Source organism: Streptomyces natalensis ATCC 27448 (assembly GCF_000935125.1).
GTDB lineage: Bacteria > Actinomycetota > Actinomycetes > Streptomycetales > Streptomycetaceae > Streptomyces > Streptomyces natalensis.
The window spans coordinates 55,474-80,602 of the sequence record NZ_JRKI01000005.1; the positions used below are offsets into that span (position 1 = coordinate 55,474).

Annotated in this window: 20 protein-coding genes and 1 tRNA gene; 14 read left to right on the forward strand and 7 right to left on the reverse strand. The window is 71.1% G+C overall.

What is annotated here, in order from left to right; all coding sequences use genetic code 11:
- The first annotated feature begins 48 nt into the window (after positions 1–48).
- The 5 genes from SNA_RS04050 to SNA_RS04070 all read left to right on the forward strand — a co-directional run bounded on the left by SNA_RS04050 (position 49) and on the right by SNA_RS04070 (position 4,555).
- On the forward strand, positions 49–555 hold the full coding sequence (locus tag SNA_RS04050; protein WP_052808875.1) for a hypothetical protein: 507 nt from the start codon (positions 49–51) through the stop codon (positions 553–555).
- Complete coding sequence (locus SNA_RS04055) at positions 552–902, forward strand: winged helix-turn-helix domain-containing protein (RefSeq protein WP_030068040.1); 351 nt, start codon at positions 552–554, stop codon at positions 900–902. Before SNA_RS04050 ends, SNA_RS04055 begins: the two co-directional genes overlap by 4 nt.
- A complete protein-coding gene (locus SNA_RS04060; protein ID WP_044363263.1) occupies positions 899–1,939 on the forward strand; it encodes an ABC transporter ATP-binding protein in 1,041 nt (346 codons plus the stop codon). The genes SNA_RS04055 and SNA_RS04060 overlap by 4 nt, the downstream gene beginning before the upstream one ends.
- A complete protein-coding gene (locus SNA_RS04065) occupies positions 1,936–2,883 on the forward strand; it encodes an ABC transporter permease (RefSeq protein ID WP_078969669.1) in 948 nt (315 codons plus the stop codon). The genes SNA_RS04060 and SNA_RS04065 overlap by 4 nt, the downstream gene beginning before the upstream one ends.
- 136 nt (positions 2,884–3,019) lie before the next feature.
- Positions 3,020–4,555, forward strand: coding sequence for a type III PLP-dependent enzyme domain-containing protein (locus tag SNA_RS04070; RefSeq protein WP_241779535.1), 1,536 nt, complete (start codon positions 3,020–3,022; stop codon positions 4,553–4,555).
- 51 nt (positions 4,556–4,606) lie between these two features.
- On the opposite strand, the gene SNA_RS04075 is transcribed toward SNA_RS04070, so the two are convergent.
- Complete coding sequence (locus SNA_RS04075; RefSeq protein ID WP_044363266.1) at positions 4,607–5,560, reverse strand: MurR/RpiR family transcriptional regulator; 954 nt, start codon at positions 5,558–5,560, stop codon at positions 4,607–4,609.
- 159 nt (positions 5,561–5,719) lie between these two features.
- Here SNA_RS04075 and SNA_RS42085 point away from each other — a divergent pair, with 159 nt between their 5' ends.
- The gene (locus tag SNA_RS42085; protein ID WP_157879859.1) at positions 5,720–6,025 is read left to right on the forward strand and encodes a hypothetical protein; all 306 of its coding nucleotides are present in this window, start codon (positions 5,720–5,722) and stop codon (positions 6,023–6,025) included.
- Between the two features lie 105 nt (positions 6,026–6,130).
- Here the strand turns inward: SNA_RS42085 and SNA_RS04080 are convergent, their stop codons facing one another.
- Both SNA_RS04080 and SNA_RS04085 read right to left on the reverse strand, forming a co-directional pair.
- Entirely contained in the window at positions 6,131–7,204 is a 1,074-nt protein-coding gene (locus SNA_RS04080; RefSeq protein WP_078969670.1) for a sigma-70 family RNA polymerase sigma factor, read from the reverse strand.
- Positions 7,205–7,594: 390 nt separating this feature from the next.
- Positions 7,595–8,983 (reverse strand): cystathionine beta-synthase, encoded by a 1,389-nt coding sequence (locus SNA_RS04085; protein WP_030068046.1) that lies wholly within the window; start codon positions 8,981–8,983, stop codon positions 7,595–7,597.
- A 234-nt stretch (positions 8,984–9,217) separates the two neighbouring features.
- Between SNA_RS04085 and SNA_RS04090 the strand changes: the two genes are divergently transcribed.
- The 3 genes from SNA_RS04090 to SNA_RS04100 all read left to right on the forward strand — a co-directional run bounded on the left by SNA_RS04090 (position 9,218) and on the right by SNA_RS04100 (position 13,090).
- On the forward strand, positions 9,218–10,234 hold the full coding sequence (locus SNA_RS04090) for an SGNH/GDSL hydrolase family protein (protein ID WP_241779539.1): 1,017 nt from the start codon (positions 9,218–9,220) through the stop codon (positions 10,232–10,234).
- Positions 10,235–10,441: 207 nt separating this feature from the next.
- Complete coding sequence (locus SNA_RS04095; protein WP_030068049.1) at positions 10,442–11,662, forward strand: acetyl-CoA C-acetyltransferase; 1,221 nt, start codon at positions 10,442–10,444, stop codon at positions 11,660–11,662.
- Positions 11,663–12,151: 489 nt separating this feature from the next.
- Positions 12,152–13,090, forward strand: coding sequence for a hypothetical protein (locus SNA_RS04100; protein ID WP_044363269.1), 939 nt, complete (start codon positions 12,152–12,154; stop codon positions 13,088–13,090).
- A gap of 33 nt (positions 13,091–13,123) precedes the next feature.
- Here SNA_RS04100 and SNA_RS04105 read toward each other — a convergent pair whose 3' ends face one another.
- Positions 13,124–13,468, reverse strand: coding sequence for a hypothetical protein (locus SNA_RS04105; protein ID WP_030068052.1), 345 nt, complete (start codon positions 13,466–13,468; stop codon positions 13,124–13,126).
- Between the two features lie 98 nt (positions 13,469–13,566).
- Here SNA_RS04105 and SNA_RS04110 point away from each other — a divergent pair, with 98 nt between their 5' ends.
- A complete protein-coding gene (locus SNA_RS04110) occupies positions 13,567–13,794 on the forward strand; it encodes a DUF4287 domain-containing protein (protein ID WP_030068053.1) in 228 nt (75 codons plus the stop codon).
- A gap of 88 nt (positions 13,795–13,882) precedes the next feature.
- On the opposite strand, the gene SNA_RS04115 is transcribed toward SNA_RS04110, so the two are convergent.
- Positions 13,883–14,701 carry a Bax inhibitor-1/YccA family protein gene (locus SNA_RS04115; RefSeq protein ID WP_044363272.1) on the reverse strand — a complete coding sequence of 273 codons (819 nt, stop codon included), beginning with the start codon at positions 14,699–14,701 and terminating at the stop codon, positions 13,883–13,885.
- Between the two features lie 612 nt (positions 14,702–15,313).
- On the opposite strand from SNA_RS04115, the gene SNA_RS04120 reads away from it, so the two are divergent.
- Together SNA_RS04120 and SNA_RS04125 are read left to right on the forward strand one after the other, a co-directional pair.
- A complete protein-coding gene (locus SNA_RS04120) occupies positions 15,314–18,175 on the forward strand; it encodes a bifunctional glycosyltransferase/CDP-glycerol:glycerophosphate glycerophosphotransferase (RefSeq protein ID WP_198534980.1) in 2,862 nt (953 codons plus the stop codon).
- Between the two features lie 11 nt (positions 18,176–18,186).
- Positions 18,187–19,353: a glycosyltransferase gene (locus SNA_RS04125; protein WP_030068057.1), complete on the forward strand. Its 1,167-nt coding sequence runs from the start codon at positions 18,187–18,189 to the stop codon at positions 19,351–19,353.
- Between the two features lie 310 nt (positions 19,354–19,663).
- Here SNA_RS04125 and SNA_RS04130 read toward each other — a convergent pair.
- Positions 19,664–19,745 (reverse strand) — tRNA-Leu (locus SNA_RS04130).
- Positions 19,746–20,166: 421 nt separating this feature from the next.
- Between SNA_RS04130 and SNA_RS04135 the strand changes: the two genes are divergently transcribed.
- Together SNA_RS04135 and SNA_RS04140 are read left to right on the forward strand one after the other, a co-directional pair.
- On the forward strand, positions 20,167–20,979 hold the full coding sequence (locus SNA_RS04135) for an ABC transporter ATP-binding protein (protein ID WP_044363275.1): 813 nt from the start codon (positions 20,167–20,169) through the stop codon (positions 20,977–20,979).
- Positions 20,980–21,030: 51 nt separating this feature from the next.
- Positions 21,031–23,571 (forward strand): ABC transporter permease, encoded by a 2,541-nt coding sequence (locus SNA_RS04140; RefSeq protein ID WP_030073209.1) that lies wholly within the window; start codon positions 21,031–21,033, stop codon positions 23,569–23,571.
- Positions 23,572–23,643: 72 nt separating this feature from the next.
- Here SNA_RS04140 and SNA_RS04145 read toward each other — a convergent pair whose 3' ends face one another.
- A complete protein-coding gene (locus SNA_RS04145) occupies positions 23,644–24,954 on the reverse strand; it encodes an SAM-dependent methyltransferase (RefSeq protein ID WP_044363279.1) in 1,311 nt (436 codons plus the stop codon).
- Between the last annotated feature and the right edge of the window lie 175 nt (positions 24,955–25,129).

A 25,129-nucleotide genomic window follows, 5' to 3' on the forward strand; every position in this document is an offset into this window, starting at 1 on the left:
CCGCCGTCTGCGCGCCGCGCCCGGAACCGCCTTGGGGAGGCGATGACCATGAACACGACGGTGAATGCCGAGCAGGCCTGGCAGGATCTGCAACGCATCCGGGTCCCGCAGGAGCGGGTCTACGACGAGGTCGAGAAATGCGCAGCCGGCGACCCCAGGGCGACCTACGCCACGGCGGGGATCATGTGGCTCTTCCTGGCCGGCATGGGGCTCGATCTGCCGAAATGGGGCGTGTGGCTGATGCTCGCCGCCTATGTCGGTGTACTGAGCTCGCTCGCCGTCCACTACAGCCGCCGGAGCCGGATGCGCCTGCACCGCTCGCGCTACAGCTGGCGGTCGGCCGCCAGCATGGCCGGCGGAGCGGCGGTCTCCGGCGGGACGATCCTGCTGTCCGGCCGTCTGGTCGAGTCGCTGGCACTGCCGTTCGGCAGCCTGATCACCGCCACCGTTTCGGTGCTGGCGTTCCTGCTGTTCGTCGGCCCGGCGAACCGCTGGGCGGTCGCGCCACTGCGCGACCGCAGCACAAGAGCCCCCTCCGAAAGGGCGATCCGATGAGTACACCCACCGGGTTCGACGAACTGATCCATCCCGCCACCAGGCTGTCGGTGGTCGCGCTGCTCGCCGCCACGGAATGGGCCGACTTCGCCTTCATCCGGGACAGCATCTCGCTCAGCGACTCCGCGCTCTCCAAGCAGCTGCACACCTTGGAGGAGGCCGGCTATCTGGAGATCCGCAAGGAGGGCGGCGGCCGCAAACGCCGCACCAAGGTCCGGCTGACGGAGCGCGGCCGCGGCGCCTTCGAGGGCCATGTGGCGGCCCTCCAGGCGATCGTCGAGGGCGCGGGACCGGCCGCGGCCGCGGCGCAGCAACGACACCAGGAACATGCAGAGGCACACCGATGACGAGTACCGCACACCCGCCCCTGGAGCCCCTGCGGCCGACGGGCCCGGACGACTCCGCCACCACCACAGCGGCCACGCCGACCGCCCCTGACGGCCCGCCCGTCATCCAGGTACGCGACATGCGGATGGCCTACGGCGACGTCGCGGTCCTGCACGGCATCGATCTGGACATCCACCGCGGCGAGATCTTCGCCCTGCTCGGCCCCAACGGCGCCGGGAAGACCACCACCGTCGAGATCCTCGAAGGTTTCCGGCAGCGCTCCGCCGGTGACGTGCGCGTCCTGGGGACGGATCCGGCCCGCGGCGGCGACGCCTGGCGCGCCCGGATCGGCCTGGTCCTCCAGTCCTGGCGCGACCACCGGCGCTGGCGGGGCGGGGAGCTGCTGGCCCACTTCGCCACCTACTACCCCGACCCGCGCGACCCGGACGCGACGCTGGACCTGGTGGGCCTGCGCGACCGGGCCGACCGGCAGGTCGGCCAGCTGTCCGGCGGCCAGCGCCGCCGCCTGGACGTGGCGCTGGCCGTCATAGGCCGCCCCGAGATGCTCTTCCTGGACGAGCCCACCACCGGCTTCGACCCCGAGGCGCGGCACGACTTCCACCTCATGGTCGAGCGACTGGCCCGCGAGGAGGGCGTCTCCGTTCTGCTCACCACCCACGATCTGGTGGAGGCCGAGCGGCTGGCCGACCGGATAGCCGTGCTGGTCAGCGGCCGGATCCGGGCCTACGGCACACCCGTGGAACTGGCCCGGCGGGCCGCCGCCCAGGCCGAGGTCCGCTGGACGGCCGCCGACGGCACGCCCCGCCGCGAGCGCACCGAGGACCCCTCCCGGCTGGTCTGGGACCTCCACCGGGCGGCCGACGGGCCGATAGCCGACCTGGAGGTCCGCCGGCCGACGCTGGAGGACACCTATCTGCACATGGTGCACAGCGGGGACGCGGCGGACGCCGCGAGCGATATCAGCAACGAGGACGGAAACGGGGCCGGCGACGGCAACGGGTCCGTGCTCACCAGGGGGAAGAAGCACGCCGCATGACCACGAGCGAGACCACGAACCGGACGACCACGCAGACCGCTGCTCGGACCACCACCCGGACCGACGCACAGGCCGGGGCCCGGCCCCGGGCGGCCGGGCTGCGCCACATGCGCGCCGGGTTCCAGCGGGGTGCCATCGAAGTGCGCCATCTGATGCGCAACCCCAAGGAGATGAGCGGCTTCCTGGGGAATGTGGTGGTCGCGCTGGTGCTGGCGGGAACCCTCAGCAAAAAGGTGCCCGGCACCCACATCCCGATGGGCCATCTGACGCTGGCGGGCTTCGCCGCGTATCTGCTCTTCCAGGTCGGGCTGATCAACCTCCCGCAGGTCCTGGTGACCGAGCGGGAGGAGGGCGCCCTGCTGCGCCTGCGGGCCACCCCCGGCGGCATACCGGCGTATCTGGTGGCCAAGGCGATGGTGATGGTCGCCATGGCGTACGGCACGCTCATCCTGCTGCTGGGGGCCGGTGCCCTGCTGGTGGACGGGCCGCTGCCGCGGGACGCCGCGGGCTGGCTGACGCTGCTGTGGGTGACCGCGCTGGGGCTGCTGGCCGTCATGCCGCTGGGCGCGGCCATAGGCGCCGTACTGCCCAATCCGCGCGAGGCGCTGGCGTTCATCATGCTGCCGGCGATGGGGCTGCTGGTCACCTCAGGAGCGGTGTTCCCGTTCTCCTCGCTGCCGGTGGTGGTCCAGAAGATAGCCGCCGTCTTCCCGCTCAAGTGGATGGCGCAGGGCGTGCGGGCGGCCCTGTTGCCGGACGCCGCGCGGGCCGCGGAACCGGCCGGTTCCTGGGAGCTGCCGACCATCGCCATGGTGCTGAGCGCCTGGGCCGTCCTCGGCTTCCTCCTCGCGATACCCCTGCTGCGCCGCGCCGCGCGCCGCGAGTCCGGCTCGCGGCTGACCGAGCGGCACCGTAAGGCGGGGCTGAGCGGGGCGGCGGCGTAACGTCCGGGCTGGGGGCACCCCCGCCCAGCGGTGGCTGGGGGAGGGTCGGTGGAGTAATGGCGGAGGCGTCGTGCCGTATCCGTGGGGGCGACGCCATCCGTTGGCGCGACGCCCCGGCCAGTGATGAAGTTGCCTCATGACTGGTCCCATGGAGGAGCCCACCACGGTTCCCCTCACCGGCCCGCTGCCGGGCCACCGACCCGGCGGGACGTCCGGCCCGCCGGCCGGCCCACTGCCCGGCGGGACGCCCAGCCGGATGACTGACCGGATGCCCGGCCCGACGCCCGGCCGGACGCATGGCGCCGAGCCCCGCACGCCTCCCCCCACCCGTCCCGGTCCCGCCCCCCACGCCCACCCCCGCGACCGCGCCGTCCAAGCGGCCGTTGCACGGGGCCTGGTCGGTCCGGGTGAGCCGGTCGCCGGGTTGCTGGATGTCGACGGGATCCGGCGGTCGGCGGCCGAACTCCGGTCCGCCTTCGAGGAGTTCACGGCGCCGGGGACACCGGTTCTGCACGCCTTCGCGGTGAAGGCCGCCTCGCTGGTCCCCGTGCTGCGACTGCTGGCGCAGGAGGGGCTCGGGTGCGAGGTGGCCAGCCCCGGGGAGCTGGCGCTGGCCCGGGCCGCGCGGGTGCCGACCCGTCGTACGGTGCTGGATTCGCCCGCCAAAACCCTGGCCGAACTGCGCGAGGCCCTGGCGCTCGGCATCGCGGTCAACGCCGACAACCCCGAGGAACTGTCCCGTATCGACGGCCTGATGGCCTCCGCACCGTCCACCGCGCCGATCGGGCTGCGGGTCAATCCGCAGATCGGCGGCGGCAGCATCGGCGCGATGAGCACCGCCACCGACACCTCCAAATTCGGTGTGGGGCTCCGCGACGAGGGCGCCCGCGCCTGGGTCGTACGGTCCTGCCTCGACCGCCCGTGGCTGACCCGGCTGCACGCCCATGTCGGTTCCCAGGGCATGTCACTGAAGCTGATGGCCGCGGGGGTGTCGGACCTGTACCACCTGGCCGAGGAGATCAACGAGCAGGCCGGACGGCGGCAGATCGACACCCTCGACATCGGCGGCGGCCTGCCGGTCAACTTCGCCTCGGACGCCGTGACCCCGACCTTCCGCGACTACGCCGCGCTGCTCCGTTCGACCGTGCCGAGGCTGATGTCGGGACGCTACGGGCTGGTCACCGAGTTCGGGCGGTCGCTGCTGGCCAAGCACGGCACGATCGTCGCCCGTGTCGAGTACGCGAAGTCGGCGGGCGGGCGGCCCATCGCGGTCACCCATGCCGGCGCCCAGGTCGCCACCCGTACGGTCTTCGCGCCCGACTCCTGGCCGGTCCGGGTCGCCGCGTACGACGCGCACGGCCTGCCCAAGACCGGCGCGCCCGTCGCCCAGGACGTCGCGGGTCCGTGCTGCTTCGCGGGCGATCTGGTCGCCGAGAACCGCCCGCTCCCGCTCCTCGGGTCCGGCGACCATGTCGCCCTCCTGGACACCGGCGCCTACTATTTCTCCACCCACTTCGCGTACAACTCACTGCCCCGGCCCGGCATTCACGGCTACGTCGCCGCCCCCGACGGCACCGTCCGCTTCGCGACCGTACGCGCCCCGCAGACCCTGGCCGAACTCACAGCGGAAAGCGGCGGGGACGCCCCGGACGCGCTCCGCGGGCTGACCTAACCACCGCCGTACGGCCCCGGCCCCTCCCCCTCGCTCCTCACTGCTCACCCCTCACTCCACGAACAGCCCCCTCGCCGCCGCGTTCGTGTCGAACTCCTCCAGGCGGGCCTGGGCGTCCGGGAGGGCGTCGCACATGGCCTCCAGGAGGACGCGGCCCAGCAGCATCGGGGCGCAGGCGGTGTCGAAGGCGAGGCCGGTGCCGACGGGGGCGGGGAGGAGGAGGTCGGTGGGGTGGGCCACGGGGGCGAAGGCGCTGTCGGCGACGGTGACGAGGGTCAGGCCGGCGTCGCGGGCGGTGGCGAGGGCGTCGACGACCTCGCGGGGGTGGCGGGGCAGGGCGAAGCAGAGCAGGGCGGTGGCGCCGGCGCGGACGGCGGCGTCGATGCGGTCGGTGAGCATGGTGCCGCCCTCGTCCAGGAGCCGGACGTCGGGGTGGACCTTGCGGGCGAAGTAGCTGAAACCGGCGGCCTGGGCCGAGGCGGCGCGCAGGCCGAGGACGGGCAGCGGCCGGGAGGCGGCCAGGACGCGGCCGGCCTCGATCACCGGGGAGGGGTCGGCGAGCGCGGCGGCCAGATGGCGCAGATTGTCGATCTCGGCCTGGACGGCCTGCTGGTACTCGTTGTACGCGTCGCTGCCCCCGGGTGTACCGGTGGGCGCGACCTCGCGGAGGTGGCGGCGGAGCGCCGGGTAGCCGTCGAAGCCGAGGGCGACGGCGAAGCGGGTGACGGAGGGCTGGCTGACACCGGCCAGTTCGGCCAGTTCCACGCTGGAGAGGAAGGGCGCATCGGCGGCCTGGCGCACCATGCAGTGCGCGATCCGGCGCTGGGTGGGCGTCAGCCGGTGCCCCTCGAAGAGCTTCTGGAGGCGGGCGGCGGCGCCGGTGTCGGCCGCGCCGGTGCCCGGCTCCAGGTCCGAGCCCGCATCCCTGCCCGCGGCGGTACCGGTACCGGTGTCCGTACGCGCGCCCTGGGCCGCGCCGCCGCCGTTGTCCCGGTCCCCGCTCATTGCCCTCTGCTTCCCGGCCCGGAGGGGGCCTTGTGCTCGTGCTCGTGCCGTGTGTCCCGGTGCCGCGCCGCCGTACCGTCCCGCAGTGCCGACTGACGGTACCGGCCGCCCGACGGTAGGTAACCTCTGGGCGGGCAGCCGGTCGCCGATCGCCCCGGCGTGGCTGCGCAGCAGGCGCAGCCCGTGGGCGGCGTCGTCGGGCCCGACGACGCCGCCCACGGGCTGGTTGGCGCCGACGCCGGTGCTGCGCCCGTGGACCCGGCCGGTGGCGGCGAGGCGGCGGGGGGTCTCCCAGGATTCCGCGGCCCGTGCGAGGGCTTTGCGGTCGGGGGGCTCGGGGTGGGCGGTGCGGTCCGCGAGGGCGGCGATATCGGCGGTGCGCAGGCCGGCGCCGTCGAGGTGACGGGCCGGGTGGCTCCTCGGCCGTTGTCCAGCACCTGCGCTCCACCTCGCTCCGTACGGTGAGCGGGCGGGCGGCGCGGCGGCCGTCCACCCCTACCGCTATTCAATCACCTATGAGTGTGCATGACCTTATGCAGGACCGGCAACGAGAAATACGGGCGCCCGCACTCAGCCGGCGGCGGGCCGCTCCCCCGGCCGCACCCCGGACCGCTCCCCGGACGACGCGGGTACGTCCGTCCACCGCGGCGGCAGCCCGAACAGCGGGAACAGCCGCTCCGTGTCCAGGAACGAATTCAGGCCGGTGATCCGCCCGTCCGCCGTGTCGATCACCTGGATCGCCCAGGGCCTGCCGTCCGCCCGGTACTGCCCGAAAGCGGGCCGCCCGTTGGCCGTCAGCGGCACCAGATGCGATCCCTCGCAGCCGCAGCCGGGGCCGCGCATCCACCGCACGATGTCCTCGCGGCCGCGCAGCCACAGTGCGTACGGCGGCATCGACAGCGTCGAGTCCTCGTGCAGCAGGGCCGTCAGCGCCGCCATGTCGAAGCGCTCGAAGGCGTCCACATACCGCTCCAGCAGCGCCTGCTGTGCCTCGTCCAACGGCGGCGCAACGGCCGCCTCCCGGCCCTCGCCCCGGCCCCCGTGGCCCTGGTCCGCGGCGAGCGTCGCCCGCGCCCGCTGCAAGGCGCTGTTGACCGCCGCCACGGAACTGCCCAACAGCTCCGCCACCTCGCTCGCCGACCAGCTCAGCACCTCCCGCAGGATCAGCACCGCCCGCTGCCGGGGCGCCAGCCGCTGCAACGCGGAGACGAAGGCGAGCCGGACCGACTCCCGTGCCACCGCCGCCTCCGCGGGATCCGCGGTCTCCGCCAGCACCCGCGCGTCCGGCACCGGCCCGATCCAGGTGGCCTCGGGCAGCCCGTTGCCCACCGGGGTGTCCACGCTCGACGGCGAGGCGAGATCCATCGGCCGTGCCCGCCGCCCGCTCCCCTTGAGCAGATCCAGACAGACGTTGGTGGCGATCCGGTAGAGCCACGACCGCAGCGAGGACCGCCCCTCGAACCGCTGATAGCTGCGCCAGGCCCGCACCATGGTCTCCTGCACGGCGTCCTCGGCCTCGAACGCGGACCCCAGCATGCGGTAGCAGTACCCGGTCAGCTCGGTACGGTACGCCTCCAGCCGGTCCGCCAACTCCCCTGGCGCGCCGCCCTGTCGGGCCTCATCGCGCACTGCGACTTCACTCATCGAGGTCCGCCGTTCCTCCCTCGGCCGACCACCGGCCCGCGTCCGCCGACCGTACCAACGGCCGCCGGGAGAAGGGAGAGATGTTGCGGGGACCGCCACACCCCGGCCGAGCCGGGGGCGGGACGACGGCGGTCCCCGCAAGGGACGCGGGCCGGGTCAGGGCCGGGCGTCGCGTCCTGGCGATCGTGGAGGTCCGGGAGCCGCTCCGGAGGTCCTTATCGCCTCGGTCATCAATGTGCCTGACGCGTGTTAAGTCCGTGCTGCGAACGCGTGACGCATACGTACACCTTGCGATTCCGTCCCGTTCCCTGACGGTCGCTTAACAACCGTACGTCCCACCCGTACGGCGACGGCGAGGTGCGCCGCCCCGCACGGGTGCACGGCCCGGCGCTACTTGGCCACGCCGCGCGCCAGATAGGCGAGCAGGTCCTGCCGGCTCACCACGCCCTTCGGCTTGCCCTCGACCAGGACGATCGCCGCATCCGCGTTCTCCAGGACGGCCATCAGATCGGCGACCGCCTCCCCGGAGCCGACCTGCGGCAGCGGCGGGCACATGTGCTTCTCCAGCGGGTCGGAGAGCGAGGCGCGCTGGGTGAACAGCGCGTCGAGCAGCTCGCGCTCCACCACCGAGCCGATGACCTCGGCGGCCATCACGTCCGGGTGGCCGGCGCCCGGCTTGACGATCGGCATCTGGGAGACGCCGTACTCGCGCAGCACCTCGATCGCCTCGCCGACGGTCTCCTCGGGGTGCATGTGCACCAGCGAGGGCAGCGCACCCTCCTTGTGCTCCAGCACCTCGCCGACCCGGGCCGCGGTGCCGCTCTCCTCCAGGAAGCCGTAGTCGGCCATCCACTCGTCGTTGAAGATCTTGGAGAGATAGCCGCGGCCGCTGTCCGGGAGGAGGACGACCACGACATCGTCCGGGCCCAGGCGCGAGGCGACCTCTAGACCGGCCACCACGGCCATCCCGCAGGAGCCTCCGACCAGCAGGCCCTCCTCCTTGGCCAGGCGCCGGGTCATTTGGAAGGCGTCCTTGTCGGAGACCGCGACGATCTCGTCCGCGACCGTACGGTCGTAGGCGGTGGGCCAGAAGTCCTCGCCGACGCCCTCGATCAGATACGGGCGCCCGGAACCGCCGCTGTAGACAGAGCCCTCCGGGTCGGCGCCGATGACCTTGACGCGGCCCTCACTGGCGTCCTTCAGATAGCGGCCGGTGCCGCTGATCGTGCCGCCGGTGCCGACGCCCGCCACGAAGTGGGTGATCCGCCCGTCGGTCTGCGCCCACAGCTCGGGACCGGTGGTCTCGTAGTGCGAGCGCGGGTTGTTGGGGTTGCTGTACTGGTCGGGCTTCCAGGCACCCGGCGTCTCGCGCACCAGCCGGTCCGAGACGTTGTAGTACGAGTCCGGGTGCTCGGGGTCCACCGCGGTCGGGCAGACCACGACCTCCGCGCCATAGGCCCGCAGCACATTGATCTTGTCCGTCGACACCTTGTCGGGGCAGACGAAAATGCACTTGTAGCCCTTTTGCTGGGCCACGATCGCCAGGCCCACACCGGTGTTGCCGGACGTCGGCTCCACGATGGTGCCGCCGGGCTGCAACTGGCCCGACTCCTCTGCGGCCTCGATCATCCGCACTGCGATGCGGTCCTTGACCGAACCGCCGGGGTTGAAGTACTCGACCTTCACCAGGACGGTGGCCTGGATGCCCTTGGTCACGTTGTTGAGCCGTACCAGCGGGGTGTTGCCGACGAGCTCAATCATCGAATCGTAAAACTGCACGGTGGTCTCCGCGGTCGGGGGCACGCTCTCCTGCGCCCGTGCCGCCAGCCTATGCGCCGGGCCCGGCCGGGGCCGCGTCGATCGCTGTCCGTTAGAGGTCAGGTGCGTTGCGTTCCGTGCGGGAACGGGCAACAACTTCTCGTACGAGTTTGTTGTTGTCGATACCAGCGCGTCCGGTCCCCTGGGCCGCGGCGCGCACGCACGCACTGCACGGGGAGGTGCCCGGCTATGCCGATGACGATGTCCAGGGCGCGCGTGGCGCGCCGGATCGCGACCGCCGCGGCGGTGGGCGGGGGCGGGATCGGCCTGCTCGGCGTCGCCGCGGTCGGGGTGCTGCTGACCGAGGTCCGGCTGGCCCGGCGTACGGTCGGCGGCTCCAGCGACACCCCGCCGTGCGCCGACGGCCGCTACGGCGCCCCGTTCCACCACGACGACGGGCGGCCGCCGCTGCGGCTCGCCTTCCTGGGCGACTCCACCGCCGCCGGGCAGGGCGTGCACCGCCCCCGCCAGACCCCGGGTGCGCTGCTGGCCTCGGGGCTGGCCGCGCTGTCCGAACTCCCCGTCGAGTTCCGCAATGTGGCCCTGCCCGGTGCCCAGTCGAACGATCTGGAGCGCCAGGTGGAGCTGATCCTCGGGGAGGGCAGCGCCGAGGCCCGGCCCCCTGACGTCTGCGTCATCATGATCGGCGCCAACGATGTCACCCACCGCATGCCGCTCGCCGAATCCGTACGGCATCTGTCCGAGGCGGTACGCCGGCTGCGCGAGGCGGGCAGCGAGGTGGTGGTGGGCACCTGCCCCGACCTGGGCACCATCGAGCCGGTCTACCAGCCGCTGCGCTGGGTGGCCCGGCGGCTGTCGCGGCAGCTGGCCGCCGCCCAGACCATCGGCGTGGTCGAGAACGGCGGGCGTACGGTCTCGCTCGGCGATCTGCTGGGCCCGGAGTTCGAGGCGCATCCGCGCGAGCTGTTCGGGCCGGACAACTACCACCCGTCGGCCGAGGGGTATGCCACCGCCGCGATGGCGGTGCTGCCGACGCTGTGCGCGACGCTGGGGCTGTGGCCCGATGAGGAGCGGCCCGAGCCCGGCCGCGGCGAGGGCATTCTGCCGGTCGAGATGGCGGCGGCGGAGGCGGCGGCCGAGGGCGGTACGGAGGTCAGCGGGCGGCGGGCGCCGTGGGCGCTGCTCAAGCACCGCAGGCGCCGGCAGCTGCCGGATGCGGAGCCGTCCGAGCTGCCGCAGATCGGGTGGTGAGGGCGGGCCGCCCGGGGCGGGAGTCCCCAGGGCCCGGCCGGGCCGGAGCGGGAATACCCGGCGCCCCCTCCCCGTTCCTCCAGCACGTCCATAAGCGCTCGCTTAGAAAAGAGGCCCGCATCACAGCACGCACCCCGTGACCTTGGCACTACGTGCAGGTAACTTCCCTCACAGTCCACCCTTTCCATACGTTCCTGGAGCCGTGTGATGCCCGAAGCCGTGATCGTCTCAGCCGCCCGCTCCCCGATCGGCCGCGCCTTCAAGGGCTCGCTCAAGGATCTGCGCCCCGACGACCTGACCGCGAAGATCATCGAGGCCGCCCTGGCCAAGGTCCCCGAGCTGGACCCCACCGACATCGACGACCTGATGCTCGGCTGCGGCCTGCCCGGTGGCGAGCAGGGCCACAACCTCGGCCGCATCGTGGCCGTCCAGATGGGGATGGACCACCTCCCCGGCTGCACCATCACCCGTTACTGTTCCTCCTCGCTCCAGACCTCCCGCATGGCACTGCACGCCATCAAGGCCGGCGAGGGCGATGTCTTCATCTCGGCGGGCGTCGAGACCGTCTCGCGGTCCGTCAAGGGCAGCTCGGACGGCCTGCCGGACACCCACAACCCGCTCTTCGCCGACGCCGAGGCCCGTACGGCCGCCCGCGCCCAGGAGGAGGGTTCGGGCTGGCACGACCCGCGCGAGGACGGCCTGATCCCGGACGCCTACATCGCCATGGGCCAGACCGCGGAGAACCTCGCCCGCCTCAAGGGCGTCACCCGCCAGGACATGGACGAGTTCGGCGTACGGTCCCAGAACCTCGCCGAGAAGGCGATCAAGAACGGCTTCTGGGAGCGCGAGATCACCCCGGTCGAGCTGCCCGACGGCACGGTCGTCTCCAAGGACGACGGCCCGCGCGCCGGCGTCACCCTGGAGGGCGTCCAGGGCCTCAAGCCGGTGTTCCGCCCCGACGGCCTGGTGACCGCCGGCAACTGCTGCCCGCTGAACGACGGCGCCGCGGCGCTGGTGATCATGTCCGACACCAAGGCGCGCGAGCTGGGCCTGACGCCGCTGGCCCGCATCGTCTCCACCGGTGTCTCCGGCCTGTCCCCCGAGATCATGGGCTACGGCCCGGTGGAGGCCAGCAAGCAGGCCCTGCGCCGCGCCGGCCTGTCGATCTCCGACATCGACCTGGTCGAGATCAACGAGGCGTTCGCCGCCCAGGTCATCCCCTCGTACCGCGATCTGGGCATCGACCTGGACAGGCTGAACGTCAACGGCGGCGCCATCGCCGTGGGCCACCCCTTCGGCATGACCGGCGCCCGGATCACCACCACCCTGATCAACTCCCTCCAGTGGCACGACAAGCAGTTCGGCCTGGAGACGATGTGCGTGGGCGGCGGCCAGGGCATGGCGATGGTCATCGAGCGGCTGAGCTGAGCTGCAGCGGAGGGTAGGGGCCGGGTGCGAGGGACGAGTGCCCGGCCCCTGCCCGCAGCGGAAGCGAAGCTCAGCGCGACCACAAACGCGAGCGGCTGAGCTGAGCTGCCGGCCTCGAAGCGGGCGATCGGCTCCTTAGCGGGCGATCCGAAGGGTGCGCACGGAAAGCGGTGGTCAACTCCCGCTCCGCGCGCACCCTTCGCTGTCGTACGGGCACCTATGGCGACGGCAAGTGGCCTGCGTCACCGGTGACAAGATCGCGACCCAAGTGGGGCCACGATTGTGACCAACGCCCCGACGCGACGGCGTTCTTGCAGGTCACCGCGGGGTGCCCGGACGCCCGAACCCCCAAGCTCCGAGCAATTCGGACATAGTGCGCTGGGAACGGTCGCCGTCGCCCTGCACCCTGATGTAGGAAGTCGGGGGACATCTGCTATTGGGAGTACGCATGAGCCACCGCAGCGAGGTTTCGGGAAGCGAGGTCTCGGCATGAGTGTCAACAGCTTCGTCCTCATGTCGGCCGCGGCCGTGGCCGTGGCGCTGGGCGCCGCCGCCCTGCACACCGCCTGGGGCCTGCGCCGCCAGGTCACCGCGCTGCACGCCGAGCTCGTGGCCGCCCGTACGGACGCCGCGACGGCCGGTACGACGGGCCTCGCGACCGTCCCGGCCGCCCGCACCGCCCCGGCCGATGCCACGCCGCTCGCGGACATACGCGCCGCGGTCGCCGATGCGCTGGCCGAGGAGCGGGAGCGCGAGCTGGCCGAGGCGCGTGCGTTCTGGGCGGCCCAGGAGGCACGGGATGCGGCCGATGCGCCGCCGCTGATCGGCGGCGCCGACCTCGGCGCGGAGGGTGCGGCCGACGCCCCGGCCGACCGGCCCGGTGCCGGGCGGGAGGACCGCGCCGAGCTTCGGCCGTTCCTGCCGCGGCAGGCGGACCTGGCCGGTCTGGAGCCGCTGCTGGGTCCCGACGCCCTGGACCCGTACGACGCGCTGGAGTCCGTCGAGGCGCTGGACGCTCCCGAGCTGGAACACGTCGAGGAGGCCGCCGAGTCGGCCGAACTGGCCGCCGCCCGCCGGCGCCACCCCTCGCACCCGGACTTCTCGCCCTCCCCGGTGATCAGCGACCACGAGCGCACCGTCACGCGCCTGGAGCAGCTGGCCCGGCACGGCGTCCCGCTCGCGGACGTCCGCCCCGGTCCCCTGGGCACCCTGGACGTCTATGTCTTCACCGACGGGACCACGCTGTGCCTGACCCCCGGCGACCGGGACACCGCGGAACGGCTGGCCGCCGCCCTGCGCGCCGAGCACACCCCCGTACTCCTGGGCGGCTCCGGCATCTCCGGCGGCTACGCCCTGACCTTCTGCTGGGGTGAGGGCCGGCAGGAGAGCGTCTACATCCTGGCGGACCGCGTCATCGCCTCGCTCTGACCGGCCCCCTCGCTCCGACCGGCCCGGCCCGCCCTACCAGCGCCCCGCCGCCTGCGTGACCAGGCGCACGGCCTCCGCCAGGTCTTCGGCGGGGGCCGGTTTCGCGTCAGGGGCCGCGGTGGCGGCGGCGGTGCGCAGCGCTTCGGCCAGATCGTGGCCGGCCACCGCCAGCTGATCGCCGGCCGCGAACGTTCCGGCGTCGGGCATGCTGCGCGGCACCTGCCCGGGGGTCTCGATCCGCTGCGCACGCAGGGCCAACTCCCGTGCCAGCGCGAGCCCTTCGGCCGCGGCGCCGCGGGCCAGCGTGCTCTGGGGCAGCGACCTGAGGCGGTCGGCGAAGGCGTCCACGGCAGTCTGCAAAGGCATCACGTCAAGCACGCGGTGAGCCTATGCGCCACTCCCGGGTGGTTGCCAACACTCGAACGCTCAGGCACGGTGTGCTGAAGAACCAGCATCGACCGCGTCCGGAGGCGCCGATGTCTCAGCTCTACTCCGACGAGACCCACCGGAATCTGCTCTCCCGTATCCCGCACTGCACCGGCCGTGAGATCTCCGAATGGCTCCGCACCGTTGACGAGGGTCCGTCCCTCTTCCGCTTCGACGAAAAAGTCAGCTGGCTCCGCGGCGAACACAACCTCGCCTACGGGCACGCCAAAGCGATCGTCCACGAATACGACCTCAGGCGCGCCGCGCGCAAACGGTGATTCCCGCACCCACAAGGTTCCCCGTGACGAAGGGCCCGCAGGCGATGTGCCTGCGGGCCCTTCGTCACGAGATCTGCGCCTGGCGGCGTCAGTCGCGCAGGATCTGGATCAGCCGCAGCATCTCCAGGTAGATCCACACCAGGGTCATGGTCAGGCCGAAGGCGGCCAGCCAGGACTCCTCGCGCGGTGCGCCGTAGGCGATGCCGTCCTCGACCTGCTTGAAGTCCAGGGCCAGGAACAGCGCGCCGAGGACCACGCCCACCACGCCGAACAGGATGCCCAGGCCGCCGCTGCGGAAGCCGAGGCCGTCGCCCCCGCCGAACACCATGAAGAGCATGTTGACCAGCGACAGCAGCACGAAGCCGAGCGCCGCGATGATCACGAAGCGGGTGAAGCGGGCGGTGACCCGCACCAGCCGGGTCTTGTAGGCGACCAGCATGGCGACGAAGACCGCCATCGTGCCCAGCACCGCCTGCATGGGCGCGCCGCTGAACTTCGGCAGGTCGTTGATGGCGCCGCTGAGCGCGCCGAGGAAGATGCCCTCGAAGGCCGCGTACGCCAGGATCAGCGCGGGGACCGGCCGGCGCATGAAGCCCTGGGCGAGGCCCAGTCCCATCGCGACCACAGCGGCGAAGACCGCGAAGCCGAGCTGGCCGGCCAGGAAGATCCAGCCGACGGTGGCGCCGGCGATGACCGTGCCGAGCGTCATGCCGGTGCGCGTGACGACGTCGTCCATCGTCATCGGGCGGGTCTGCGGGTCGTACTGGGGTGGCGCCTGGGTGGCGTACGGGTTGGTTCCGGCGTACGGGTTGGCGGCGCCCCCGGCCTGCGGCGGGGCGTTGAAGCCCGCGTAGCCGGTGCCGCGGCTGAAGCCCCGTCGCGAGAAGACCGGGTTGCTGCTCCTCATCCTCACTCCTCCATGGCCGCCCTGCGCGGCCTTGACGGCAAGCGTAATGGGTTGGCAAAAGCGCGTCGCTAGTTCCTGGGCAGGATCTTTCCCCGCGGGCGGGGTGACGCCTCCTCTGCCGGTCGGTGTGCGGTGTCCTCCCCAAGGAGGACGCACGGGAGGGCACGAAGGTGCCGGGATACGGGGAGCGGTTCCGGGTGCACGCTCCCGGCGCCGCCGGACCGGCTGCCCGACGGGCTCCCCAACGGGCTCCCCAACGGACTGCCCAACAGACCGTGCATTCCGTGGAATCCGGTGAATATGCGAGCGGATGAACGGCCCAGGTAAATGAGACATATGAACGGGACAAGAACCGTACAGGGAATGTGTGTGAACGCCGCTGTGAACGGCGGGATGTGACGCCTCAATGAGACGAGCGTTACGCCTGGAGAAGCAACCCGGACGCAGTGGCAACCGTCTTCCCTGGCAGCCGGAACCTGCCCTGACAGGTGGACGCGTCGCGCGCCGAGGCGATCACCGTCCGTATCGGCCCGAGTGCGGACGGTCTGCGAACAAGGGTGCAGACAGGTCTATTCTGGCGGGAAACAGTAGCGAAAGAGGGTTGAGGTGCCTGTGCCTGACGTCTCAGTAGTCGTCATTGTCTACAACGACGCCGACCGGTTGCCGACCGCTGTCCAGTCCGTACTGGATCAAACGCTCCGGGACGTCGAGGTGGTGATCGTCGACGATTGCAGCACCGACCGTTCTTTCGAAGTGGCACAACGTCTCGCGGCCACGCACCCCGAGCGGGTGAGAGCCTTCCAGCTACCGGAGAACAGCGGCGCGGGAGGCGAACCGCGTAACGCCGGAATTCAGCACACCACCGGTAAGTACGTCATGTTCCTGGACAGCGACGACGTACTGGAGCTCAATGCCTGCCGGAATATGCTGGAGGCCGCCGAGGAGACCGGTTCGGACATCGTCTCCGGGCTGTGCGTACGGCTGCACAAGGACACCCGAAACCAGAAGCGCGACGAGTGGTACGCCTGGCTCTACTCCACCACGCGCACCCTGGAGTCGGTCACCGAACTTCCCGACCTTTTCGTCTGGGACACCCTCTCCACCAACAAGTGCTACCGCCGCGAATTCCTCGTCGAGAATGATCTGCGCTTCCCCAAGGGAATGTTCTACGAGGACCTGATGTTCATCGCGGACGCGTACCTCGCGGCCCGCCGCATCACCCTGATTCCCAATCAGGTCTATTTCTGGCACGTGCATGAGCGGGGCGCCGTGAAATCGGTGACGAACCGCCGGCACGAAATGACCAACTACGAGCACCGGCTGGAAATTCACCGGCGTATCGATGCGCTGCTGGCAGCGCGCGGGCTGGACGATATAAGGCTCGCCAAGGACGTCAAATTCCTCAAGCACGATCTCGTTCTGCATCTGCGGGATCTGCCGTTCCGGGACGAGTCCTACCGCCAGGAATTCGCCGAACTGTCCCGCGAGTATCTGGCCGGTATCTCCCCCGAGGCGTATGCGCGGGTGCAGCCGATCCAGGCCATCTGCGCCTATCTGCTCCAGCAGGGCGACTGGGACAACCTGATCCCGGCGGTCGACACCCTCACCAACCGCGACAAGCTCTCCTCGCCGCTGGCCGAGCGCGACGGGCGGATCTACTGGTGCGGCGGGCATTTCGACGACGAGTTCGGCCGCGGTGTGCTGGATGTGACCGACGCCGGGTACCATGAGAAGCCGGTCGACAAGCTTTTCCTGCGCAATCAGCTCACCCGCTTCGAGGAGTCCGGCGCGGCGTCCGGCGGCGCCCTGCGGCTGGCGGGGCGGATCACCAATCCACTCGGGGTCATTTCGCCGGGCGCCCGGCTGACCGGCCGGCTGGAATTCAGCGCCCGTCGGCGCAGCCTCCAGTCCTTCGCCTTTCCTGTACGCGCGCTGCGCCACGACGGCGACACCGTCCACTGGGAGGCCGCCGTCGACCTCGGCGCGAAGCTGCGCCCGCTGGGCATCGTCGACACCATCTGGGACGTACGGCTGGTCCTGGACGTGGACGGCGTGTCCACCACGACCCGGCTCACGGTCGCCGACACCGCGCTGTCGGGCGGGCCGCTCCCGGTGCGCCCGCGGCTGACGCGGATGGTCGCCGACCATCTCGAACCGCATGTCTCGGCCCGCGGGCATCTGGCGTTCCGCCTGGTCAGCGAGAGCCGTCAGGCGGAGCGGGTGCAGCAGCTGATCGCCCGCGGAGTGCGCGGAAAGCCGGGGACGCTCGCCAAGACCGGCTACCGCAAGGCGAAGGCGCTGCGCAAAAAGGTGACGTCCGGTGACAGCAAACTCCGGGTGTATCACGAGGTGTTCAGCCGGCTGCCGGTCAGGAAGCGGACGGTGGTCTTCGAAAGCCACCTGGGCAAGCAGTACAGCGACAGCCCCCGGGCGATCTACGAGGAAATGCGCCGGCAGGGCCTGGACTTCGAGGCCATCTGGTCGTACAGCGGAAGCCCGAAGGATTTCCCGAAGGAGGCCACGCTCGTCAAGCGCTGGTCGCTGCCGTATCTCAAGGCGCTGGCGCAGGCGGAGTTCTGGGTGGACAACCAGAGCTATCCGCTCAAGCTCAGCAAGCGGCCGGAGACCACATATGTGCAGACGTGGCACGGTTCGGCGCTGAAGAAGATGGGTTTCGACCAGCCGTCGCTGAAGGCACAGACCCGGCAGCAGCAGGCCGAGCAGCAGCAATCGCTGGACCGCTTCGACCGCTTTCTGATCCGTTCCGAGCACGATGTGCGCACCCTCGCCAAGGCGTTCCGGCTCCCGGAGAAGACGCTGCTGCGGGTGGGATATCCGCGCAATGACGCCCTGGTGCGGACCCGGCAGCGGGAAGCGGAGCTGGGGCGGCGCGAACGGGGCGAACTGGCCGCGGAGCTGGGGATTCCGGACGAGAAGACCGTGCTGCTGTACGCGCCGACGTTCCGCAAGGCGGGCGGCCGGCACGGCCGTTTCGTCCTGCCCTTCGACGTGGAGCGTTTCGCGGAGCAATTCGGCGACCGCTATGTCCTTCTGGTCCGCTCGCACTATCTCAACCATGTGGTGCTGCCGCCGACCGTGGAGGGCACCGTCATCGATGTCTCGGCGCGGCATGATGTGACGCCGATCCTGGCCCTGGCCGACGGGCTGATCACCGACTATTCCTCGGTGATGTTCGACTATGCGCTGCTGGACCGGCCGTTGGTGTTCTTCACCTACGACTACGACGAGTACGTCCACGAGGGCCGCGGCACCTACTTCGATCTGCTGGAGCATGCACCGGGGCCGGTGGTCCGCAGCGAGGACGACTTCTACGAGACCCTCAAGTCGTTCGACACCCAGGCCCTGGAATATGCGGCGGCCCGCCGGGAGTTCGTGGCCGAATTCGGCGAATACGACCGCGGTGACGCGGCGAAGAGCATCGTCGATCAGTTTTTCGCGCACTGGAGGCGTTGATGGAGACGTCGATGAACAAGTACGGGGACCAGCCGCGGGACATCTTCTTCGTCTCCAACAGCGTCAACGAGATGGGCGGCATCACGAGCTGGTCGCACCAGATGGCGCGGCTGTTCAGTGAGCGCGGCCACCGGGTGCACGTCATCGGCATCGTGCCGCCCCCCGAGGGCCGCGTCCACGAGCTGGCCGACGACATCCCGTACCGCACCACCACGCTCTACGCCGAGCATCCGCCCACCGTCCGGCCCGTACGCGGCCTCAAGGACAAGCTCAACGTCGTCGAACAGCGCCGCCGGGCCGCCCGGGAGGCCGAGATGCACGAGCAGGCGGCCAAGATGACCGCGCTGTTCCGGGCCGCGCGGCCGGGTGGCGTGGTGATCGTCACCCAGGTGTGGGCGATGGAGTGGGTGGCGCTGGCCGACACCGCCGGGCTGACGGTGATCGGGATGAGCCATGAGTCGTTCGCGACCTGCCGGAAGTCGTCGCGTTTCGAGCGGGTCAAGCGGTTCTACAAGGACGTCGACCGGATGCTGCCGCTCACTCGGGAGGACGCCGACCTCTGGATCCGCCAGCGCATGGACAACGTCGGCTTCATGCCCAACCCGCTCCCCTTCTTCCCGGAGGTGCCCTCGGACCGGTCCGCCCGCTGTGTGGTCAGCATCGGCCGGCTGCACGAGGAGAAGGGCGTCGACCTGCTGCTGGAGGCATGGGCCCAGGTCGCGCCGCAGCATCCGGACTGGACGCTGCGGATCTACGGCTCCGGCGAGGAGGAGGAAGCGCTGCGCAAACTGGCCGCGGAACTGGGCGTGGCCGCCTCCGTCGCCTGGATGGGCCGCACGAGCGATGTGCCGGGTGCGCTGCGCGAGAGCGCGGTCTTCGCGCTGAGTTCGCGGGGCGAGGGCTTCCCGCTGGCCCCCATGGAGGCGATGGCGACGGGCGTGCCCTGTGTGGCCTTCGATGTGGCGCCGGGGGTCCGCGAGATCATCACGGACGGCGAGGACGGATTCCTTGCGCCTCCGGGCAATATCGCCGAATTCGCCCGCCATCTCGACACCCTGATCTCCGACAAGGAGCTTCGGGACGCGATGGGCACGGCGGCCCGGGAAAACATTCAGCGGTTCTCCGCCGAGGAGATTGTCGCCCGCTGGGAGGGTCTGTTCGCGCTCGTGGAGCGGTGAGCGGAGCGTCGGGCGTACGTGTGCGGGGCCGTCGGCGGTTGCCGGCGGCCCCGGCCGTACCGGGCGTCAACACGGAGCGTCAGCACGGGACGTCAACACGGGGCGTCAACTCCCCGAACAGGGCGAAGAGTTGGCAGTCGGGAGCATTGGCCGCATCACGACATCCGGCGCTGCTCCCGCGTCGGCCGATGCAGCGCCGGCCGGCCGCTCCCTCGCCGCTCGCGCCCGCGGAACCCGGGATTCCGTTCACCGGTGCGGCAGACGGGAATTACATTCGGTCGAATGTTCAAATAAAAAGGAATGTGCGCTGTGCCCGGAGCCGGACTTGAACCGGCACGGCCCGTAGGCCAGCGAGGTTTAAGCTCGCCGTGTCTGCATTCCACCACCCGGGCCTGGGGTCCCCCATGCCACCTCAAAGAGGGCAGCACGAGCGTAGCCCGCAGCGCACCACACCCATCGGCCACTCACTCCGAGGTTGTCTTATTTTATTGGCAACTGAGGGTGCATCAGTGCCCGGTACACGCCTACGGCACATGCCTGAGGCCCAGCTTTGGCGAGGCACCGGCGCAAGGGAATTCAGGCCCGAATTGACGGAAACTCGCCGTCCCCCTTCGACGGGCCGTCTCAGGGGCCGTCTCCTCCCCAGGGATGACCGGCCAAGGGGGCCCGTACACCCCAGGGCTGGCCCCAGGACGGTCACACGGGTTGACGTTCGCACCGGCGTCCTGTCCCACGATGGAAAGGTCCGCATTCCCCGGCCCGCCCGGCCGCCGCGGATCCGATGGTCCCTCGTCCCGACAGGAGCTCCACCCCGTGACCACCACCCCCTCCGGCGTCGCCACCGCCACCCGCGCCACCGCGGTGGCCGCCCGTGCCACGGATCTCACCAAGGTCTACGGTCAGGGCGAGACCCAGGTGGTCGCCCTGGACGCCGTGTCCGTCGCCTTCCGGCAGTCCGAGTTCACCGCGATCATGGGTCCGTCCGGTTCCGGCAAGTCGACGCTGATGCACTGCATGGCCGGACTGGACTCGATCTCCGGCGGCTCGGCCCGGATCGGCGAGACGGAGCTGACCGGGCTGAAGGACAAGAAGCTCACCCAGCTGCGCCGCGACAAGATCGGCTTCATATTCCAGGCGTTCAACCTGCTGCCCACGCTGACCGCGCTGGAGAACATCACCCTGCCGATGGACATCGCGGGCCGTAAGCCGGACCGCGCCTGGCTCGACCGCGTGGTGGAGACCGTCGGCCTGGGCGGCCGCCTCAAGCACCGCCCCGCCCAGCTGTCCGGCGGCCAGCAGCAGCGCGTCGCGGTGGCCCGCGCACTGGCCTCCCGGCCCGAGATCATCTTCGCGGACGAGCCGACCGGAAACCTCGACTCGCGCTCCGGCGCCGAGGTCCTGGGCTTTCTGCGCAACTCGGTGCGCGAGCTGGGGCAGACGGTGGTGATGGTGACCCATGACCCGGTCGCCGCCTCGTATGCGGACCGGGTGGTCTTCCTGGCCGACGGCCGGATCGTCGACGACATGGCCGACCCGACCGCCGACATGGTGCTCGACCGCATGCTGCGTTTTTCCGGGGGTTCCCCCCAGACCCCCGCTTTCGACGCCAAGGGCCGCACCAGCTGACCCTCAGCAGCCACCTGTACTCCGGACCTCTCCCCCAGGACTGACCCACTCATGTTCCGCACCGCCCTGCGCAATGTGCTTGCGCACAAGGCCCGGCTGCTGATGACCGTGCTCGCCGTGATGCTCGGCGTGGCCTTCGTCGTCGGCACCCTGGTCTTCACCTCGACCGTCTCCGACGCGCTCCAGACCAGCTCCCGCAAGGGCTTCGACAACGTCGACGTGGCCATCCAGCGGCACGCGCCCGACGGCGCCGACCGCGCTCCCGGCGCGCGCTCCCCGCTGGACCGCAAGCTCCTCGACGAGTCCGCCCGCCTGCCCGGCGCCGCCTCCGCCACCGGCACCGTCTCCGGCTTCACCGCCATCGCGGACAAGAGCGGCAAGCTGATCGGCGACGGCTTCTCGACCAGCGGCAGCAACTACTTCCCCGGCGCCGACGGCAAGGACGCCCGCTATCCGATGCGGGACGGCGCCGCCCCCAAGGGCCCCGGCCAGTTCGCGCTGGACGCCCACACCGCCGACCGGGCCGGCTACAAGGTCGGAGACACCGTCCGGATATCCGTCGACGGACCGGTCCGCAAGCAGAAGCTGACCGGCATCTTCACCACCGACGACGGTGCCGTCGCGGCCGGCGGCAGCCTCGCGCTGTTCGACACCACCACCGCCCAGAAGCTGTTCACGGCGCCCGGTGAGTTCGGCGAGATCGACATCAAGGCCGCGCCCGGCACGTCCCAGGCGGCCCTGAAGAGCGCGGTCGACAAGATCCTGCCCAAGGAGGGCGCGACGGCCACCACGGGCCGTGAACTCGCCGACGAGCAGGCGAAGTTCATCGCCCAGAGCATGGACGGCATGAAGAGCGGCCTGCTGGCCTTCGCCGGTGTCGCCCTCTTCGTCGGGGTCTTCATCATCGCCAACACCTTCACCATGCTGGTCGCCCAGCGCACCAAGGAACTGGCGCTGCTGCGCGCCGTCGGCGCCAGCCGCCGCCAGGTCACCCGCTCGGTGCTGACCGAGGCGCTCGTGGTCGGTGCGGTGGCCGCGGTGACCGGCCTGCTGACCGGCATAGGCATCGGCGCCGGACTGCGTGCCCTGATGGGCGCCACCGGCGCCAAGATGCCCGACGGCCCGCTGGTGGTCGCGCCGTCCACGGTCCTGACAGCGCTGCTGGTCGGCATCGTCGTCACGGTCCTGGCCGCGTGGCTGCCCGGCCGCCGCGCCGCGAAGATCCCGCCGGTCGCCGCGATGAACAGCGTGCACGCCACCGCCACCACCACATCGCTGGTGGTCCGCAACACCATCGGTGCGCTCCTCGCCGGTGCCGGTACGGCCGCGGTGCTGGTCGCCACCGGGATGTCCGACGGCAGGGTCACCATGGGCCTCGGCACGGCCCTGCTGGTGACCGGCGTGCTGGTCCTGACGCCGCTGCTGTCCCGTCCGCTGATCGCGCTGGCCGCCCCTGTGCTGCGGCTCTTCGGGATCTCCGGCAAGCTCGCCCGGCAGAACGCGGTCCGCAACCCGCGGCGGACGGCCGCCACGGCCTCGGCGCTGACGATCGGGCTGCTGCTGATCACCGGTATGACGGTGGTCGCGGGCAGCGTCCAGCAGGCCGTCGACAAGATGGCCACCGCCTCGCTGAAGGCCGACTATGTGGTCTCCATGGCGAACCGGACGCCGCTCTCCCCCGACGTGGCGAAGAAGCTCGCCGGTCTGCACGAGGTCACCGCCTCCAGCCCGCTGCGCAACTCCGCCTCCCGCATCGGCACCGACACCGCGTACCTGACCGGCGTCAACGGCAAGGACTTCGGCAAGCTCGCCCGGCTCGACTTCACCGAGGGCGCCCTCGGCACCCTCGGCGGCGGCCGCGCCGTCGTGGACGACAGCCTCGCCAAGGCGAAGGGCTGGCACCCGGGCTCCCGGCTCCCGGTGACCTTCGAGGACGGCAAGAGCGGCACGCTCACCGTCGCGGGTGTCTACAAGAGCAGCGAAATGTTCCAGGGCATCGTCCTCGACAACGCCACCCTCGCCCCGCACCAGAAGCACGTCACCGATATGCAGGTGATGGTCAAGACGCAGCACGGCGCGACCGCCGAGACCAAGGACTCCCTGGTCGACGCCCTCGGAAAGAACCCGGCGATCACCATCGCGGACAAGAAGGACGTCTCCGACGGCATCGCGAAGATGATCACGCTGATGCTGAACATGCTCTACGGCCTGCTGGCCATGGCCGTGATCGTCGCGGTGCTCGGCGTGGTCAACACCCTGGCGATGTCGGTGTTCGAACGCTCCCAGGAGATCGGCATGCTGCGCGCCATCGGCCTGGACCGCCGCAACATCAAGCGCATGGTCCGCCTGGAGTCACTGGTGATCTCGCTCTTCGGCGGGGTGCTCGGCATCGGCCTGGGTGTCTTCTTCGGCTGGGCGACCGGTGAGCTGATCAAGGCTACGGGCCAGCTGCCGACGTACGAACTGGTGCTGCCGTGGGGCCGGATGGGCCTGTTCCTGGGCGTGGCCGCGGTGGTCGGCGTCCTGGCCGCGCTGTGGCCGGCGCGCCGGGCGGCACGGCTGAACATGCTGGCCGCGATCAAGGCGGAGTAGCGGCGGAGCAGCGGCCGAGGGCCCCGGGACCACGCACGGTCCCGGGGCCCTCGTACTGCGGCGCCGCTCCCCTCAGGCCCGCCAGTCCCGCGCCCGCAGCGGCATCCCGGACTCCCCGGCCTGCGGCGTGCGGACGGCCAGCACCTGGTTGACCCCTATGCGGTTGCGCTCGAACGACAGCGCCGAGGCGGCCATGTACAGCCGCCACACCCGGGCCCGGCCCGGCGAGGCGAGCCGCGCCGCCCGGTCCCAGTGCCGTTCCAGATTGGCGACCCACTGCCGCAGCGTCAGCGCATAGTGCTCCCGGAGCGCCTCCACATCGCGCACCTCGAAGCCCGCGTCCTCCAGGGCTCCGGTGGTCCGCCCGACGGGCGACAGCTCACCGTCGGGGAAGACATAGCGGTCGATGAACTCATCGACGCGGTAGGTCTCCTCGTCGGCCAGCGGCCGCCGCGCGATCTGGTGGTTGAGCAGCCGCCCGCCGGGCCGCAGCAGGGCGTACAGGGCGCTCGCATACTCCGCGTACCGGTCCCGGCCGACATGCTCCGCCATCCCGATGGAGGAGACCGCATCGAACGGGTCGTCGCGGATCTCGCGGTAGTCCTGCACCCGGATCTCGATCCGGTCGGTGAGCCCGGCGTCGGCGACGCGCTTACGGGCGTAGGCCGCCTGCTCCTCGGAGAGGGTGATGCCGACGGCCCGTACACCGTAGGTGCGGGCGGCGTGCAGCACCATCGAGCCCCAGCCGCAGCCCACGTCCAGCAGCCGCTGGCCCTCCTTCAGGCCGAGCTTGCGGCAGATCAGGTCGAGCTTGTCGTGCTGGGCCTCCTCCAGGGTGGCCTGCGGGCTCTCCCAGTACGCGCACGAATAGACCATCGACGGGCCCAGCACCAGCTCGTAGAAGTCGTTGCCGACGTCGTAGTGGTGGCTGATGGCCCGCCGGTCGCTGCGCAGGGTGTGCAGCGGACCGCGGCGGGGCCGCGCCTCCTCGGCGGGCGGGGCGGGCGGCAGGGGAAGCCCGACCAGGGACAGTATTTCCCTGGCCGCGGCGCGGATCTCCGGGCGGGCCAGGGAGCGCAGGACGGCGGCCCGCCGCGGCGGGGCGGCCGGTTCCGGGCGCTCCCAGATCATCCCGGCGAGCAGGTCCAGCGCCTCGTAGAGATCGCCTTCGATGTCGAGGTCACCGGCCACCCAGCCGCGGGCCAGGCCCAGCTCACCGGGCTTGAACAGCAGTCGGCGCAGCGCCCGGCGGTTGCGGAAGACGAGTACGGGTGCCCCCGGCGGGCCGGCCTCGCTGCGGTCCCAGGCGCGGATACGGACCGGGAGCCGGGCCCCCAGCACCTCCTCGGCGAGCTTGGTGAGCCGTCCAGCGGCGTCGGCCATGTCGCACCTCCGTGTTCACGAGTGGGCACCCGGCCATTCGGCCGGTCGGGCGAAGAAGTTTCACCCGCCACGTAAACGCCAAGTGGCCGCCCATTTAGTCCCGTTCGCACGTAAGAGAACCGCACAACGGCCGGTTTGCGCCAGTGCGGACACGCCCCCGGACATGCCGAAGGGC

What these genes read in the sequence shown, in the direction of transcription:
- SNA_RS04050 (WP_052808875.1), top strand. Translation starts at nt 49, where the DNA reads ATGAACACGACGGTGAATGCCGAGCAGGCCTGGCAGGATCTGCAACGC.
- SNA_RS04055 (WP_030068040.1), top strand. Translation starts at nt 552, where the DNA reads ATGAGTACACCCACCGGGTTCGACGAACTGATCCATCCCGCCACCAGG.
- SNA_RS04060 (WP_044363263.1), top strand. Translation starts at nt 899, where the DNA reads ATGACGAGTACCGCACACCCGCCCCTGGAGCCCCTGCGGCCGACGGGC.
- SNA_RS04065 (WP_078969669.1), top strand. Translation starts at nt 1,936, where the DNA reads ATGACCACGAGCGAGACCACGAACCGGACGACCACGCAGACCGCTGCT.
- SNA_RS04070 (WP_241779535.1), top strand. Translation starts at nt 3,020, where the DNA reads ATGACTGGTCCCATGGAGGAGCCCACCACGGTTCCCCTCACCGGCCCG.
- SNA_RS04075 (WP_044363266.1), bottom strand. Translation starts at nt 5,560, where the DNA reads ATGAGCGGGGACCGGGACAACGGCGGCGGCGCGGCCCAGGGCGCGCGT.
- SNA_RS04080 (WP_078969670.1), bottom strand. Translation starts at nt 7,204, where the DNA reads ATGAGTGAAGTCGCAGTGCGCGATGAGGCCCGACAGGGCGGCGCGCCA.
- SNA_RS04090 (WP_241779539.1), top strand. Translation starts at nt 9,218, where the DNA reads ATGACGATGTCCAGGGCGCGCGTGGCGCGCCGGATCGCGACCGCCGCG.
- SNA_RS04095 (WP_030068049.1), top strand. Translation starts at nt 10,442, where the DNA reads ATGCCCGAAGCCGTGATCGTCTCAGCCGCCCGCTCCCCGATCGGCCGC.
- SNA_RS04100 (WP_044363269.1), top strand. Translation starts at nt 12,152, where the DNA reads ATGAGTGTCAACAGCTTCGTCCTCATGTCGGCCGCGGCCGTGGCCGTG.
- SNA_RS04110 (WP_030068053.1), top strand. Translation starts at nt 13,567, where the DNA reads ATGTCTCAGCTCTACTCCGACGAGACCCACCGGAATCTGCTCTCCCGT.
- SNA_RS04115 (WP_044363272.1), bottom strand. Translation starts at nt 14,701, where the DNA reads ATGAGGAGCAGCAACCCGGTCTTCTCGCGACGGGGCTTCAGCCGCGGC.
- SNA_RS04125 (WP_030068057.1), top strand. Translation starts at nt 18,187, where the DNA reads ATGAACAAGTACGGGGACCAGCCGCGGGACATCTTCTTCGTCTCCAAC.
- SNA_RS04140 (WP_030073209.1), top strand. Translation starts at nt 21,031, where the DNA reads ATGTTCCGCACCGCCCTGCGCAATGTGCTTGCGCACAAGGCCCGGCTG.
- SNA_RS04145 (WP_044363279.1), bottom strand. Translation starts at nt 24,954, where the DNA reads ATGGCCGACGCCGCTGGACGGCTCACCAAGCTCGCCGAGGAGGTGCTG.